General features: G+C 67.7%; 16 protein-coding genes. 8 read left to right on the top strand and 8 right to left on the bottom strand.

Going from position 1 to position 14509, the window contains the following annotated elements:
• Positions 1–12 precede the first annotated feature (12 nt).
• Positions 13–159, top strand: coding sequence for a histidine kinase (locus V7S63_RS11670; protein WP_091838341.1), 147 nt, complete (start codon positions 13–15; stop codon positions 157–159).
• Positions 156–1091, top strand: coding sequence for a site-specific tyrosine recombinase XerD (locus V7S63_RS11675; RefSeq protein WP_336530335.1), 936 nt, complete (start codon positions 156–158; stop codon positions 1089–1091). Before V7S63_RS11670 ends, V7S63_RS11675 begins: the two co-directional genes overlap by 4 nt.
• A 6-nt stretch (positions 1092–1097) precedes the next feature.
• Here the strand turns inward: V7S63_RS11675 and V7S63_RS11680 are convergent, their stop codons facing one another.
• The 4 genes from V7S63_RS11680 to V7S63_RS11695 form a co-directional block, all read right to left on the bottom strand.
• A complete protein-coding gene (locus V7S63_RS11680) occupies positions 1098–2888 on the bottom strand; it encodes a cation:proton antiporter domain-containing protein (RefSeq protein WP_100962666.1) in 1791 nt (596 codons plus the stop codon).
• 123 nt (positions 2889–3011) lie between these two features.
• On the bottom strand, positions 3012–3338 hold the full coding sequence (locus V7S63_RS11685) for a polyhydroxyalkanoic acid system family protein (protein ID WP_336530336.1): 327 nt from the start codon (positions 3336–3338) through the stop codon (positions 3012–3014).
• A 243-nt stretch (positions 3339–3581) separates the two neighbouring features.
• Positions 3582–3791 carry a hypothetical protein gene (locus tag V7S63_RS11690; protein WP_100962668.1) on the bottom strand — a complete coding sequence of 70 codons (210 nt, stop codon included), beginning with the start codon at positions 3789–3791 and terminating at the stop codon, positions 3582–3584.
• A 138-nt stretch (positions 3792–3929) separates the two neighbouring features.
• The gene (locus tag V7S63_RS11695) at positions 3930–4715 is read right to left on the bottom strand and encodes an IclR family transcriptional regulator (RefSeq protein ID WP_336530337.1); all 786 of its coding nucleotides are present in this window, start codon (positions 4713–4715) and stop codon (positions 3930–3932) included.
• 155 nt (positions 4716–4870) lie between these two features.
• Between V7S63_RS11695 and V7S63_RS11700 the strand changes: the two genes are divergently transcribed.
• The 6 genes from V7S63_RS11700 to V7S63_RS11725 all read left to right on the top strand — a co-directional run bounded on the left by V7S63_RS11700 (position 4871) and on the right by V7S63_RS11725 (position 9885).
• On the top strand, positions 4871–5530 hold the full coding sequence (locus tag V7S63_RS11700) for an amino acid ABC transporter permease (RefSeq protein ID WP_091837946.1): 660 nt from the start codon (positions 4871–4873) through the stop codon (positions 5528–5530).
• Positions 5527–6177: an amino acid ABC transporter permease gene (locus tag V7S63_RS11705; RefSeq protein WP_336530338.1), complete on the top strand. Its 651-nt coding sequence runs from the start codon at positions 5527–5529 to the stop codon at positions 6175–6177. The genes V7S63_RS11700 and V7S63_RS11705 overlap by 4 nt, the downstream gene beginning before the upstream one ends.
• On the top strand, positions 6164–6895 hold the full coding sequence (locus tag V7S63_RS11710) for an amino acid ABC transporter ATP-binding protein (protein ID WP_100962671.1): 732 nt from the start codon (positions 6164–6166) through the stop codon (positions 6893–6895). Before V7S63_RS11705 ends, V7S63_RS11710 begins: the two co-directional genes overlap by 14 nt.
• A 46-nt stretch (positions 6896–6941) precedes the next feature.
• Positions 6942–7724 (top strand): transporter substrate-binding domain-containing protein, encoded by a 783-nt coding sequence (locus V7S63_RS11715; RefSeq protein WP_158673482.1) that lies wholly within the window; start codon positions 6942–6944, stop codon positions 7722–7724.
• A gap of 185 nt (positions 7725–7909) precedes the next feature.
• Complete coding sequence (locus V7S63_RS11720) at positions 7910–8950, top strand: succinylglutamate desuccinylase/aspartoacylase family protein (RefSeq protein ID WP_336530339.1); 1041 nt, start codon at positions 7910–7912, stop codon at positions 8948–8950.
• Positions 8947–9885 carry a threonine ammonia-lyase gene (locus V7S63_RS11725; protein WP_336530340.1) on the top strand — a complete coding sequence of 313 codons (939 nt, stop codon included), beginning with the start codon at positions 8947–8949 and terminating at the stop codon, positions 9883–9885. Before V7S63_RS11720 ends, V7S63_RS11725 begins: the two co-directional genes overlap by 4 nt.
• A gap of 108 nt (positions 9886–9993) precedes the next feature.
• On the opposite strand, the gene V7S63_RS11730 is transcribed toward V7S63_RS11725, so the two are convergent.
• From V7S63_RS11730 to V7S63_RS11745, 4 genes are all read right to left on the bottom strand, one after another.
• Positions 9994–10740, bottom strand: a complete 747-nt coding sequence (locus V7S63_RS11730; protein WP_336530341.1) for a transporter substrate-binding domain-containing protein — start codon at positions 10738–10740, stop codon at positions 9994–9996.
• Between the two features lie 73 nt (positions 10741–10813).
• On the bottom strand, positions 10814–11989 hold the full coding sequence (locus V7S63_RS11735; protein ID WP_336530342.1) for a Gfo/Idh/MocA family protein: 1176 nt from the start codon (positions 11987–11989) through the stop codon (positions 10814–10816).
• 11 nt (positions 11990–12000) lie between these two features.
• Positions 12001–13056 carry a sugar phosphate isomerase/epimerase family protein gene (locus V7S63_RS11740; protein WP_336530343.1) on the bottom strand — a complete coding sequence of 352 codons (1056 nt, stop codon included), beginning with the start codon at positions 13054–13056 and terminating at the stop codon, positions 12001–12003.
• Between the two features lie 174 nt (positions 13057–13230).
• Complete coding sequence (locus tag V7S63_RS11745; RefSeq protein WP_336530344.1) at positions 13231–14430, bottom strand: HD-GYP domain-containing protein; 1200 nt, start codon at positions 14428–14430, stop codon at positions 13231–13233.
• Positions 14431–14509 lie beyond the last annotated feature (79 nt).

Consider the following 14509-nt stretch of genomic DNA (forward strand, 5'->3'; position numbering starts at 1 on the left):
GAATCGCCGGCCGTGCCGACGCTGTTCAAGTTCGTGACGTTCCTGGCTGTGATCGCCGGGCTGGTCTATGGCGGCATGCTCGCGCTGGTCACCTTCGTGAAGCCGGAGCCGCGCGAGATCGTCGAGATCGTGCCGCCCTCGAAGCTGCAGCAGAAATGAGCAGGCAGGCGCGCTCCTGGCTCAACGGCTTCCTCGACATGCTGGCGGCCGAGCGGGGCGCGGCCAAAAACACGCTCGAGGCCTATGAGCGCGACCTCGAGGACTATCTGGGCTTCGCCGTCAGCCAGGGCGGCCCCGCCGCGGCTACGGCGGACGATGTCCGGGCCTATCTGGTCGAATTGTCCGAGCGCGGGCTGAAGGCCTCCTCGGCCGCTCGGCGGCTTTCAGCCGTCAGGCAGTTCCATCGCTTTCTCTATACCGAGGGCCTGGTGGGAGGCGACCCGACCGCCGCGATCGAGGGCCCACGGCTCGGCCGGCCATTGCCCAAGGTGCTGAGCGTCGCCGAGGTCGACAAGCTGATCGGCACCGCCCAGCAGATGGCGGAGCAGGAGGGGCTCTCGCCCGCCGCGCGCGCTCGTACGGTCAGGATGCGCTCCCTGATCGAGATGCTCTACGCTACCGGCCTGCGCGTTTCCGAATTGATCGCGCTGCCGCTCTCGGCGGCGACGACGCGCGAACGCTTCCTGGTGGTGCGCGGCAAGGGCGACAAGGACCGGCTGGTGCCCTTGAACGAGGCGGCGCGCGTCGCAGCCTCGGCGCATCTTGCCCTGCTGCGCGAGCAAGGCGCGGCTGACGGGCGCTGGCTGTTTCCGTCAGACGGCGAGAGCGGGCACCTGACCCGCCAGGCCTTCGGCCGCGACCTCAAATCGCTGGCGGCGGCAGCTGGCCTCTCACCGGCCAAGGTCTCGCCGCATGTGCTCAGGCATGCCTTCGCCAGCCATCTCCTCCAGAACGGAGCCGATCTGCGCGTCGTGCAGGAACTGCTGGGCCATGCCGACATCGCGACGACCCAGATCTACACCCACATCCTCGACGAGCGGCTGAAGAGCATGGTGCGCGACCTGCATCCGCTGATGGATGGCGATGGGTAGCCTCGCTCACGCCGCGTTCGGCGTGCTCGGAGCAGGCTCCTCGCCCTTCCTGCCGCAGAGCGCCAGCATGGCGCGGGCGATCTCGGCCTCGCCCATGATGGTGCGGCTGGCGCCGCAACCCTTGAGGTGCTCGACCTCGGCGAGGGAATGGGCGCGGGCGACGATCGGCAGGTTCGGGTTCTGCCTGCGCGCCTGCTCACAGACCTGGCCGGCCTCGAAACTGCCGGGGATGGCGACGAAGAGGCGCTTCGCCCGCGCAAGGCCTGCGGCGCCGAGCACCTCCGGATCGGCGGCATTGCCGACCAGTACCTCGGCGCCATCGCGGCGGGCGGCAGCGACGCCGTCATCCTGGTCCTCGATCACCAGGAGCTTCTCGCCCATGGCTGCGAGCCCCGCGCCGAGCAGCGAGCCGACGCGGCCATAGCCGACGACGACGATGTGGTCGGAGAGCTCGGTCGGGGCGATGTCGCGTTCGGGGGCGGGCACTGGCTCGGGCTCCGGCGTCGCGGCCGGCGCTTCCGTCTGAGGGACGGGCGCGGCCTCGGCCGGCTTCGGTTCTGCCGGCCTGGGCTTGGCCGGTGCCGGGTCGGGCGGGGCGAAGCGGTCGACCAGCTTGAACATCAGCGGGTTGAGCACGATCGAGAAGATCGCACCGGCAAGGATCAGGTCGCGGCCCTGTTCCGGCAGCAGCTTCAGGGAGACGCCGAGTCCGGCGAGGATGAAGGAGAATTCGCCGATCTGCGCCAGGCTCGCCGAAATCGTCAGCGCGACCTGATCGGGCTTGCCGAAGGCGCGCACGATCAGCCAGGCCGCCAGGGTCTTGCCGAACAGGATGATGGCGATGGTTGCGATCAGCGGCAGCGGCGCGCGCAGCAGGATGCCGGGATCGAACAGCATGCCGACGGAGACGAAGAAGAGCACGGCAAAGGCATCGCGCAGCGGCAGCGATTCCTCGGCGGCGCGATGGCTGAGCGGCGATTCGCTCAGGATCATGCCGGCGAAGAAGGCCCCGAGCGCGAAGGAGACGCCGAACAGGCTGGCGGCGAGATAGGCGACGCCGAGCGCGATCGCCAGCACGGCGAGCCGGAACAACTCGCGCGAGCCGGTATGGGCGACCCAGTGCAGGATCCAGGGGATCAGCCGGCGCCCGACGATCAGCATGAAGGCGACGAAAGCGGCGACCTTGGCGAGCGTCAGGCCGAGCACGCCCCAGAGGCCGAGATCGAAGCGCGTCGCCAGCGGGCCGCCGCCTGCGGCGGCTCCGGAGCCGCCGTTCAGCACATCGGCGACCGCCGGGATCATCACCAGCGCCAGGACCATGGCGAGGTCCTCGACGATCAGCCAGCCGACGGCGATCTTGCCCTTCTCGGTCTGGACGATGCGACGCTCCTGCAGGGCGCGCAGCAGCACGACGGTACTGGCGACCGAGAGCGCCAGGCCAAAGACGAGGCCGGCCGGTACGCTCCAGCCGAGCAGCAAAGCGAGCCCCAGGCCAAGCAGGGTCGCGGTGCCGATCTGCACCAGCGCGCCGGGCACCGCGATGGCTTTGACCGAGAGTAGGTCCTTCAGCGAGAAATGCAGGCCGACGCCGAACATCAGCAGGATGACCCCGATTTCGGCGAGGTCGTTGGCGAGCCCCTGGTCGGCGACGAAGCCAGGGGTGAACGGGCCGACCGCGACGCCGGCGAGGAGATAGCCGACGAGCGGGGAAACCCTGAACTTCTGTGCCAGCGCCCCGAACACGAAGGCGAGGCCGAGGCCCATGACGATGATGGCGATCAATGGGCCGTGATGCATGGGTCTCCGGTGGGCAGGCGGGAAGGGGCGCCTGCGACTTTGCGGATCGCGGCGGGGGAATTCAACCTTCTATGGTGAACAAAAGTCGCAACGAGGCTGCGACACGGTGTGCCGAGGCCAAGGTCACGCCTTGGTCGGCTTGTGCTCCAGCAGGATCTGGGCCTGCTTCTCGACGCCGAGCTTCAGCTTCTCGGCGAAGATGGCGAGCATCAAAGGCAGCATCACCTCGACACGCACGAGCGCATCCTCGACCTCGATCTTGCCGCTGACGGTCTGGCCGAGAGCGGCGACGCCGAACTGCAGCGTGTCGCCCTGCCAGCTCTCCTCGACGAGCTGCATGCCGAAGCCACCGAGCTTATCGCGGACCTTGCCGACACCGTCCTGCAGCCGCTGGCGGGCCGTCTCGCGGCCGAGCGCATGCGAGATCGTGATGGTAACGGGGCGTTTCATGCGTCAGGTCCCGGAAGCGTGAGCGAGCTGGCGTAGCGCTGAGATGGGCTGCGCGGCCGGCGCTTGCAACCGTCTGACGCTCGCCGACCGGTCCGACATTTGAATGAGTCGTCCCGGGCGACCACAGGGAGACCCGGGACCCATCCCGGAAGCTCTATCGGAAAGGCTCAGGAATGGGTCCCGGATCGGCGCGGCTGCGCCGCTTGTCCGGGACGACTAGGTTGAGTGAGTGACGTGGGAGGATCAATGGCTGCGGGCTTCGAGCGCCTGCTGGCCTTCCGGGGTGACCTTCCAGAGCTCGTCGCCGGGCTCGGCCAGGCCGCGGCCCTGAAGCAGACGCAGCATCGCCTCGCCGAAGATGAAGCGGCGGGTTTCCTCGTTGATGCTTTCCAGCGCGATCCATTCCGGATCGGTCATCACGATGGTCTGCGGGTTCGTCGCGGTCTCGGCCATATCGTCCTCCTCCGTGGCGGTTGCTCCGATCAGAGGCAAAATCGCGAGCAATCTTGGAGAGTATATGGCCGGCTTCGGGTGGCGCTGCGGCAATTGCGCGGGTTTTCCGGGTTAGCCCGTGGGTTTACCGGATCAGTGCTAGCCAAAGGGCAGGCGCAGCCCCGCCTCGGTAGCGCAGGCCTTGAGTGCGAGCAGGATGGCGCTCTCGTCGGTCTCGACGCCGTGGCGTTGCAGGCAAGGCACCAGGATCGCTGCCTCGGCATGGCCGGCCGGGCCGATCACCGGGCAGGCGATATCGGTTACAGCGAGGATGTCGCGGCTCGGCGCAATGCGGTGGCCGAGCGCCCGGATCTCGGCGAGGGCGGCCTGCGTCGCCGGTTCGTCGAGACGCTGCCTGGTCTCCGGCGGAGCCTCCCCCATCAGTCCGCGCCGGCGCGCCTCCGACTGGAAGGCGAGGATCAGCAGGCCGGAATTGGCGTCGAGCGCCGGGCGGCCATAGCCGGGGCGGACGATGACGCTGGCATCGAGATGGCCGGCTGTGGTGGCGAGCACCACGGTCTGCGCCCGGCTGAGCACTACGAGATGGGCCGCCTGGCCGCTCTCCTCGCTGAAGCGCTCCATCAGGGGCAGCACGACCGAGGTGAGCTGCTTGCCGCCCGGCGTCCTGATGCCGAGGTCGAACAGGCGGCGCGACAGGCCGAGCCGGTCGGTCCCCGGCTCGCGCTCGAGATAGCCGCGCTGCTGCAGCACGAAGACCATGCGGAAGATCTCGCTCTTCGAGCGCTGCAGCCGCTCGGCGATCACGCGGGTCGAGAGCGGCTCGCCTGTCTCGGCGAGCAGTTCGAGGATGTCGAGGCCCTTTTCCAGAGCGGGGGCGGCATAGGCCGCCTTCTCGTCAGTGTCGGCTTCGGGAATAACGCTCATGTTGCGCCTGTTTCATATATGAAGCTTGACATCAAATAAGAAGCCAATCTAGCCTCCGGGTAAAGAGGGAGACACATGAGCGCATCGCCGCGACATCCGTCCAGCGCATCCGGCCGGCGGGACCTTGGTCCGCAGGCCCTGGAAGGCTGACGGCGATGAAGTACGGGCTCCAGTTTCGCGACGTCTTTGCGGCCTGGGAGTCCATTCTCGACGGCGTCTGGATCACGCTCCTGCTCTCGGGTGTCGCGATGGTCGGCGGGCTCCTGATCGGCATCCTGTGTGCCGCCGGGCGTACCTATGGCCCGGCCTGGCTGCGCGGCATCGTCGGCGCCTATGTCGAGATCATCCGCAATACGCCGCTGCTGGTGCAGCTCTTCCTGATCTTCTTCGGCCTGCCAAGCTTCGGCGTCAGGCTCGACGGGCTGACCGCGGCGATGATCGCGCTGGTGATCAATCTGGGCGCCTACACCACGGAGATCGTGCGTGCGGGCCTGGAGGCCGTCCCGAAGGCGCAGGTCGAGGCCGGGCATTCGCTTGGGCTCTCCGGCCTGCAGGTCTTCCGCTACATCATCGTCTTCCCGGCGCTCAAGGCGATGTTCCCGGCGCTCGCCAGCCAGTTCGTGCTGCTGATGCTGGCGACCAGCGTCGCCTCGCAGATCTCGGTGCAGGACCTGTTCCATGCCGCGTCGATCGTGCAATCGCGCACCTTCCGCGATTTCGAGGTCTATACGGTGATCGGTGTGCTCTATCTCGCGCTCGCCATCGGCTTCCGCGGACTGTTCGCCCTGATCTACCGCCTGGTGTTCGTGCGATGATCCGGGAATTCGGCCTCATCGACGTGATGTACCTGATCGCGGCGGCGCGCTGGACGATCGCGCTGACCGCAGTCGCCTTCGCCGGCTCGGCGGTGCTGGGGCTTGGGCTCGCGATCATGCGGATCCTGCCGCTCGCGCCGCTGCGCTGGTTCGCGGCGACCTATATCCAGCTGGTCCAAGGCACGCCGCTCCTGGTCTGGCTGTTCCTGATCTTCTTCGGCCTGCCGCTCGCCGGCATCTCGGTCAATCCCTGGATCGCGGCGGCCGTCGCCTTCTCGGTCTATGGCTCGGCCTTCCTCGGCGAGATCTGGCGGGGCGCGCTGGTCTCGATCGCGAAAACGCAGTGGGAGGCGGGCGCCTCGCTCGGGCTCTCGCTCGGCGAGCAACTGCGCTACGTGATCATCCCGCAATCGATCCGGATCGCGATCCCGCCGACGGTCGGCTTCTTGGTCCAGCTGATCAAGAACACCTCGCTGGCGGCGGTAATCGGCTTCGTCGAGCTCACCCGCGAGGGCCAGCTCACCGCGGCCGGCACCTACAAGCCCTTCGCCGTCTACATCACCGTCGCCTGCATCTATTTCGCGATGTGCTTCCCTCTCACGCAATGGAGCCGCTCGCTCGAGCGGAAGCTCGATGTCGCTCGTTGAAATCCATGACGTCAGCAAGAGCTATGGCGCCAACCAGGTGCTGAAGGGCGTCTCGCTCGATATCGAGAAGGGCGAGGTCGTCGCCGTGATCGGCCGCTCGGGCTCGGGGAAAAGCACGCTGCTGCGTTGCGTCAACGGCCTGGAGCCGGTGCAGGCCGGCACGATCCGCATCGACGGCGTCAAGGTCAACGACCCCGCCACCGACCTGCGCAAGCTCCGGCAGGAGGTCGGCATCGTCTTCCAGCAGTTCAACCTGTTCCCGCATCTCTCGGTCAGCGACAACATCACGCTCGCCCCGCGCGTCGTGAAGAAGCAGCGGCCGGACGAGGCGCGTGAGGTCGCCCGCGAGGTGCTGGCCCGCGTCGGGCTGGCGGACAAGCTCGACGCCTATCCCTCGCAGCTTTCCGGCGGCCAGCAGCAGCGCGTCGCGATCGCGCGCTCGCTCGCCATGCGGCCGAAGCTGATGCTGTTCGACGAGGTCACCTCGGCGCTCGATCCGGAACTCACCGGTGAGGTCCTGAAAGTGCTCGAATCCGTGGCGCAGGAGGGCATGACCATGATGCTCGTCACCCACGAGATGGGCTTTGCCCGCCGGTTCGGTTCGCGTGTCGTCTTCATGCACGAGGGCCGCATCCACGAAGAAGGCCAGGCCGCGGCGGTGCTCGCCGAGCCGAAGACGCCCGAGCTCACGACCTTCCTCAGCGCGGTCCTGCACTGAGGCAATGACGATCCGTTCCAGCAGCGGTCAACGAGGGGAGAGACAGATGCGTAAACTGTTTGCAGGGCTCGCGGCGATGGCGATCGCCGCGTTCGGCGCGGTCGAGGCCAAGGCCGACAAGCTTCAGGACATCCTGTCCAAGGGCGTGGTGCGGATCGGCGTGCCGCTCGATGCGCCGCCCTTCGGTTCGCAGGACGCCAACCGCAAGGCGGTCGGCTTCGACATCGAGCTCGCCGAGATGGTCGCCAAAGGCCTCGGCGTGAAGCTGGAGATGCAGCAGATCACCGGCGCCAACCGCATTCCGTTCCTGCTGACCGACAAGGTCGACATCGTGATCTCGGTGATGGGCCTGTCGCCGGAGCGCGCCCGGCAGATCATGTTCACCGCGCCCTATGCCAACACCTTCCTGGCGGTCTATGGGGCGAAGTCCGCCGCCGTCAGCAGTCCGGAGACGCTGGGCTCGGCCCGCATCGCCGCCGCAAAGGGTACGACGCAGGAACTCGCCATCACCGAAGCCGCACCCAAGGCGAATGTGATGCGCACCGAGGACGACGCGACCGCGGCCGCGGCCTACATCACCGGCCAGGCCGACCTGCTCGCGACCAACTCGATCGTCGCCCAGGCGCTGGCAAAGCAGAACCCGAACAAGGAATTCGAGCGCAAATTCGTCATCCGCCGCAGCCCGGCGCATATGGGCGTGCAGATGGACCAGCATAATCTCGTGCGCTGGCTCGACAGCTTCATCTTCTACGCCTCGATGAACGGCGAGCTCGACCGGTTGCACAAGAAGTATCTGGACATGCCGATGGACCCGCTTCCGACGCTGTGAGGGATCCCTGCTGCCGTCATTCTCGGGCGAAGCGGAGCGCCGACCCGAGAATCTCCTGACCAGAAGGCTCTGACCGGAGCCTCAACTGCCTGAGATGCTCGGGGCAAGCCCGAGCATGACGACCCGTCTCGACCTTCCCTTGTTGCAGGGAAGGCTTCCCAAGCCACGTCCCATCGAGCCCCACCATGACCAGCCCCCGCCAGAAGCCGACCCCGCGCCCGTCCTCCGCCTTCCTCACCGTCGATCCGGAGAAGGACGGCAAGCAGGTCGGCTTCCTGATGATCCCGCATTCGCCGCATGACGACGCCTGGGGCGCGACGCGGATCCCGATCGCGATCATCAAGAACGGCTCGGGGCCGACCGCGATCCTCGAAGGCGGCAATCATGGCGACGAATACGAGGGGCCGATCGCGATCTGCGACCTGATCCGCGATCTCGATCCCGGCCGCGTGCAGGGCCGGCTCATCCTGATGCCGGCGAACAATGTCCATGCCGTCATCGCCGGCCAGCGGACGTCTACGGTGGACGGCCTCAATTTCAACCGGACCTTCCCCGGCGATCCGCGCGGCACCATCACCCAGCAGATCTCGGCCTTCGTCAGCGACCATATCCTGCCGCTCGGCGACGCCTTCCTCGACCTGCATTCCGGCGGTTCCTCGCTCGACATCATCCCGAGCGCGATCGTCGAGCCGACCGACGATCCGCAGTTGCACAAGCGGAATGTCGCGGCGGTGCAGGCGTTCGATGCGCCGATGACGGTGGTGATCGCCAATCTCGGCGAGCCGCGTACCGCGACGGCGACTGCCTGCCGGCAGGGCCTCGTCACGGTCGGCACCGAGATGGCGGGAGCCGGCGCGGTCTCGCTGGAGGCATTGAAGATCTGCCGGCGCGGCGTCGCCAATGTCCTCGACCATCTCGGCATCGTCGCCCGCGACAAGCCGGAGCCGCGTCGCGGCGACGGGCAGGTGCTCGAACTGCCGGGCACCGCGGCCTATGTCTACGCCACGGCCGACGGCATCTTCGAGCCGTTCCACGCCAATGGCGAAAAGGTCAGCGCCGGGCAGCCGGCGGGCAAGATCCATTGCACCTGGGACCCGACCCGGCCACCGGAGACGCTGCATTACGCCGCCGACGGCATCCTCTATGGCCGACGCCAGCCCGGCCGGGTCCGGCCGGGCAATTGCTGCCTGATCGTGGCGGCGCCCTATCGCGGCGTGCTCTCGTGATCGGCCTCGACGACATCCGCGCGGCGCGCTGGCGAATCCAGCCGCATATCCGCAAGACGCCGATCCTGCCCTATGGCCAGCTCAGCGCGCGCGAGGATTTCGGCGGCACGGTGACGCTGAAGCTCGAATTGCTGCAGGCGGCGGGCTCTTTCAAGGCGCGCGGCGCGATGAACCGCCTGCTGACGCTCTCGGCCGAGGAGCTGGCGCGCGGTGTCGTCACGGCATCCGGAGGCAATCACGGGCTCGCCATCGCCCGCTCGGCCCATGTGCTCGGCGTGAAGGCGAAAATCTTCCTGCCGTCCAATGTCGTGGCCGACAAGGTCGCCAAGCTGAAGAGATGGGGCGCCGAGGTCGAGATCGTCGGTGCGGTCTGGGACGACGCCAATGCCGCGGCGCTCGCCTACGCCGAAAAGACCGGCGCGACCTATGCCCATCCGTTCAGCGATCCCGTGGTGGTCGCCGGCCAGGGCACGCTCGGCCTCGATATCCTCGACGAGCTTCCCGATGTCGATGTCATCCTCGTCGCGATCGGCGGCGGCGGGCTGATCACCGGCCTGTCGACGGCTGTGAAGGCGCTCAGGCCGGAGACGCGGATCATCGGCATCGAGCCCTATGGCTCGCCGACGCTGCATGCCTGCCTCGAAGCCGGCAAGCTGGTCACGCTCGACAAGCTCGAGACGCGGGTCGCGACGATGTCATGCCGGCGGACCGACCAGGCGATCTACGAGGCCGTCACGAAACATGTCGACGAGATCGTGCTGGTCAGCGACGCGGAGATGGAGCAGGCAGCCCGATCGCTCTGGTTCGAGTTCGGCATCGCCGCCGACCTTTCGGGCGCGGCGGCGGTCGCGGCGCTGCAGGCGAAGCGCTTCGTGCCTGCGCCGGGCAGCAAGGTCTGCGCGCTGGTCTGCGGCGCCGGGACGGATGGGACGTGACCTCCGCCGTCATGCTCGGGCTTGACCCGAGCATCTCGGAAACCAGCACCTTCTCCTCCTGAGATTCTCGGGTCTGCGCTTCGCTTCGCCCGAGAATGACGGCCGATATCAGCGCGCGACGCTCAGCCCCTGCACGCCGTGCTTGGCGATCAGCGCTGCGACGAAGCCGGATTCCTTCGCTGCGGCGACGAATTTCGCGAGATAGTCCGCCGCTTCGGCCTTGGCCTTGGGCACGCCGATCGCCTGCTGCACGGTCATGAAGTGGCCGTCGAGGATGCGCGTGCCGGGAATGACGGCAACATCCTTGAGCAGACGCGGCCGCAGGCCCGCCAGCGCATCGAGTTCCTTGGTGACGAAGTCGGCAGCGGAATCGTCGAGCGTGCCGGAGCGGACGAGCTCAGCCGTGCGGATATTGCGATCGAGCCAGAGGCCATAGGCGGCCCGGCCACTGACCGCGATACGGACGCCCTCAGCATCGACATCGGCGATCTCGCGCAGCGGCGAGGCATCGCGGACGAGAAAGGTCGCCTCGATCTCGGCATAGGCCGGCGTGAAGCTGATCGCCTCGGCCCGCTGCGGCTCGGCGCCGATCAGCCCGACATCCCATTCGTCGCAAGGCGCGGCGTCGGCGAGTAGGCCAGGATTCTCGTAAGGGACATAGCGCAGGCCGGTGCCGAGAAGATCGGCGAGGGCGCGGGCCATGTCGGGCGAGACGCCTTGCGGCTCGCCCTGCGGGCCGCGGCTCGACACCAGCAGGAAGTTCGAGAGGTTGATGCCGGCGCGCAGCAGGTTGGCCGGCGCCAGATGCTCGCGCACGGTCGGCGAGAGCTGGCCGATATCGGGGCGGAATTCCATGGCGTCGTCCTCCCTGTCGTCGGCGCTGCTTATGCCGTGCAGCTGGTGGGAAGGACAAGCGGCATCGAGATCGTCAGAGTTCCAGCCAGCGCGCACCTCTGGCCGAGGAGCGCACCGCCGCCTCGATGAAGCGGACGCCGCGGACGCCATCGGCGACGGTCGGCACCAGCGTCGAGAACGGGGCGGGCTCGCGCCCCTCGATCCGGGCCGTGATCTGCTCGGCGATATCGGTGTAGAGCTGGGCGAAGCCTTCGAGATAGCCTTCCGGGTGGCCAGCGGGGATGCGCGAGGCGGCGTTGGCGACGGGATCGGCGCCGGCGCCGTTGCGCCGGATCAGCCGCGGCGGCTCGCCGAGCGGCGAATGGATCAGCAGGTTCGGATTCTCCTGCTGCCATTCGAGCCCGCCCTTTTCGCCATAGAGGCGGATGCGCAGGCCGTTCTCCTGGCCGGCCGCGACCTGGCTGCACCAGAGCATGCCGCGCGCCCCGCCCCTGAAACGCAGCAGCATATGGGCGTTGTCGTCGAGCCGGCGGCCCTCGACGAAGACATGGGCTTCGGCCGCGAGCGCCTCGACCTCGTCGTTCGCGATGAATTCGGCGAGGTTGAAGGCATGGCTGCCGATATCGCCGATCGACCCGGCGGGGCCTGACCTCGCCGGGTCGGTGCGCCATTCCGCCTGCTTCTGCCCGCTCTCCTCGAGCCTGGTGGCGAGCCAGTCCTGTGCGTATTCGACCTGGACGACGCGCAGCTTGCCGAGTGCGCCCTCGGCGACCATGGCGCGCGCCTGCCGGACCAGCGGGTAGCCGGTGTAGTTATGCGTGACCGCGAAGATCAGGCCGCTGTCCTTGGCCAGCTTCGCCAAGCTTTCCGCCTCGCGCAGGCTCGTCGTCAGCGGCTTGTCGCAGATCACATGGATGCCGGCCTTGAGGAGGGCTTTTGCCGCCGGCGCATGGGCATGGTTCGGCGTGACGATCGCGACCGCATCGATGCCATCCTTTCGGCGTTTCTCGCGCTTTGCCATCCCGGTGGCATCGGCATAGAGGCGGGTGGGGTCGAGCAACAGGTCCTCGCCGGAGAGGCGCCCGCGCTCCGGATCGGAGGAGAGAGCGCCCGCGACGAGCTGCCAGCGATCGTCGAGCCTTGCAGCGATGCGATGCACCGCGCCGATGAAGGCGCCGCGCCCGCCGCCGACCATGCCGAGGCGGAGACGGCGATTGAGTTTTTGCGTCGTCGAGCCCTCGATCGCCATGGCCATCCCCTTCAGCCGAGGCCCAGCATGCGCCGGTTCGCTGCCTCGTCGGTGCCCCCGGCGGCAAAGTCGTCGAAGGCACGTTCCGTCACCCGGATGATATGGGCTGCGATGAATTCCGCACCTTCGCGCGCGCCGTCCTCAGGGTGTTTCAGCGCGCATTCCCATTCGAGCACGGCCCAGGACTCGTAATCATACTGCGCCAGCTTCGAGAAGATGCCGCCGAAATCGACCTGGCCGTCGCCGAGCGAGCGGAAGCGGCCGGCGCGGTCGATCCAGGGCTCGTAGCCGCCATAGACACCGACACGCCCGTTGGGATTGAACTCGGCATCCTTCACATGGAAGGCCTTGATCCGCTCATGGTAGATGTCGATGAAGGCGAGATAGTCGAGCTGCTGCAGCAGGAAATGGCTGGGGTCGTAGTTGATGCAGGCTCTGCGATGGCCCCCGACCGCATCGACGAAGCGCTCGAAGGTCGCCCCGTCATGGACGTCCTCGCCCGGATGGATTTCGTAGCAGAGGTCGACGCCGGCCTCGTCATAGGCGTCGAGGATCGGGCGCCAGCGCCTGCCGAGCTCGGCGAAGGCGGTCTCGACCAGCCCCGCCGGGCGCTGCGGCCAGGGGTAGACGAAGGGCCAGGCGAGCGCGCCGGTGAAGCTGACATTGGCTGTGAGGCCGAGCCGGCGCGAGGCTTTGGCTCCAAGCTTCATCTGCTCGACTGCCCATTCCTGCCGCGCCTTCGGGTTGCCGCGCACGGCATGCACTGCGAAGCCGTCGAAGGCCTCGTCGAAGGCTGGATGGACGGCGACCAGCTGTCCCTGGAGATGGGTCGAGAGCTCGGTGATCGACAGGCCGTACTGGGCGAGCGTGCCCTTGACCTCGTCGCAATAGGCGTCGGATTCGGCGGCCCTGGCGAGATCGAACAGGCGGACATCCCAGCTCGGAATCTGGACACCCTTGTAGCCGAGGGACGCCGCCCAGCGGCCGATCGCGTCGAGCGAGTCGAACGGCGCCTCGTCGCCAGCGAACTGGGCGAGGAAGAGCCCGGGCCCCTTCATGGTCTTCATCGCGACCCTCCCGCTGGTGCGGCCCCTTGCCGGAGCTCGCGATCGACCGCCTGATCGGTGATGTAATCGATTGCAGAAATGTAGCGAGGCAGGCTTGCCTGTCAAATCCGGAGCCGGCAAGCGCAGGTTCGGGAGGCGCCGGGCAGGCAGCGGTCAGGCGCGCTGCCGGCAGGCTCAGGCCGGCTTGCCGAACTGCTCGCCGATCTCCTGGAAGACCGGAGCGATCTCCAGGAAGACATCGACCAGCGCCGGATCGAAATGGCGCCCGCGCTCGCTTTCGATCACCTTCACCGCCTCGGCGTGCGGGATCGCCGCTTTGTAGACGCGGTCCGACACCAGGGCGTCGTAGACGTCGGCGATCGCCATGATCCGCCCGCAGAGCGGTATCGCTTCGCCGGCCAGGCCTTCCGGATAGCCCTGGCCGTCCCAACGCTCGTGATGGGAATAAGCCATCTCCTTGGCGATCGTCAGGAAGCCTGTGGTGCCGCCGAAATAACGCTCGGCATTGGCGATGGCGTCGCGCCCAAGCCTGGCGTGGGTGCGCATGATCGCGAATTCCTCGGCGTCGAGCTTGCCGGGCTTGCGCAGGATGGCGTCGGAAATGCCGACCTTGCCGATATCGTGCAGCGGCGCCGATTTGTAGATGAGCTCGATCAGCTCGGCGTCGAGCTCGGGCTGGTAGAGACCGTGCCGGCGCGCCGCCTCGGCCAGCGCGCGGACATAGTGCTGGGTGCGGCGGATATGGTCGCCCGTCTCGTTGTCGCGGGTGTCGGCGAGCGCGGCCATGGCGAGGATCAGTGCGTCCTTGGCGCGCACCGCCTCCTCGCGCGCGGCGTTCAGCGAGGAGAACAGCGCGACATTGGTCATCGCGACCGCGGCGCTGTTGGCGATGCGCTTGAGCATCTCGACGCTTTCGTCGGACGGCCTGTGCGGGCGCGCCCAATAGGCGCCGATCGCGGCGACGGGATCGTCGGCGTGCACGGGCACCATGACGAGGCTCTGCACGAAGGTCGGCCGGTAGGCGGCGTGCGGGATACGATCGTCGGCGTAGACGTCCTCGATGACGACAGCCTCGCCATGCAGCATCGCCCAGCCGGAGATGCAGCGGTCGAGCGGGAAACGCTGGCCCTTCCAGAGCGGGCCGATCGCGTCCTCGTCGGCATAGAAGCACTTGTCGCCCTCGCGCAGGACGAAGCTGATGCCGTCGGCGCCGACGAGCCTGCGGGCGCCGCCGCGGACGACCCGCAGGATCTCTTCGACCCCGCGCGCCTTGGCGAGACGCGTCGTCAGTTCCTCGAGGCCGGTCTTGGCCGTGACCTCGATCTGCTCATCCCCGCCCGGGGCTGGCGAGGCCAGTGCGGCCGACTGCGTCATCCCACCACCATGTCGCTTCGCTTCAGGGCAGGCAGGGCCGCACCGAATTCGATGCAATGATGGACGGCAAACCTTAAAA

This window comes from Allobosea sp. CCNWLY174 (assembly GCF_037120455.1).
Taxonomy (GTDB): Bacteria; Pseudomonadota; Alphaproteobacteria; order Rhizobiales; family Beijerinckiaceae; genus Allobosea; species Allobosea lupini.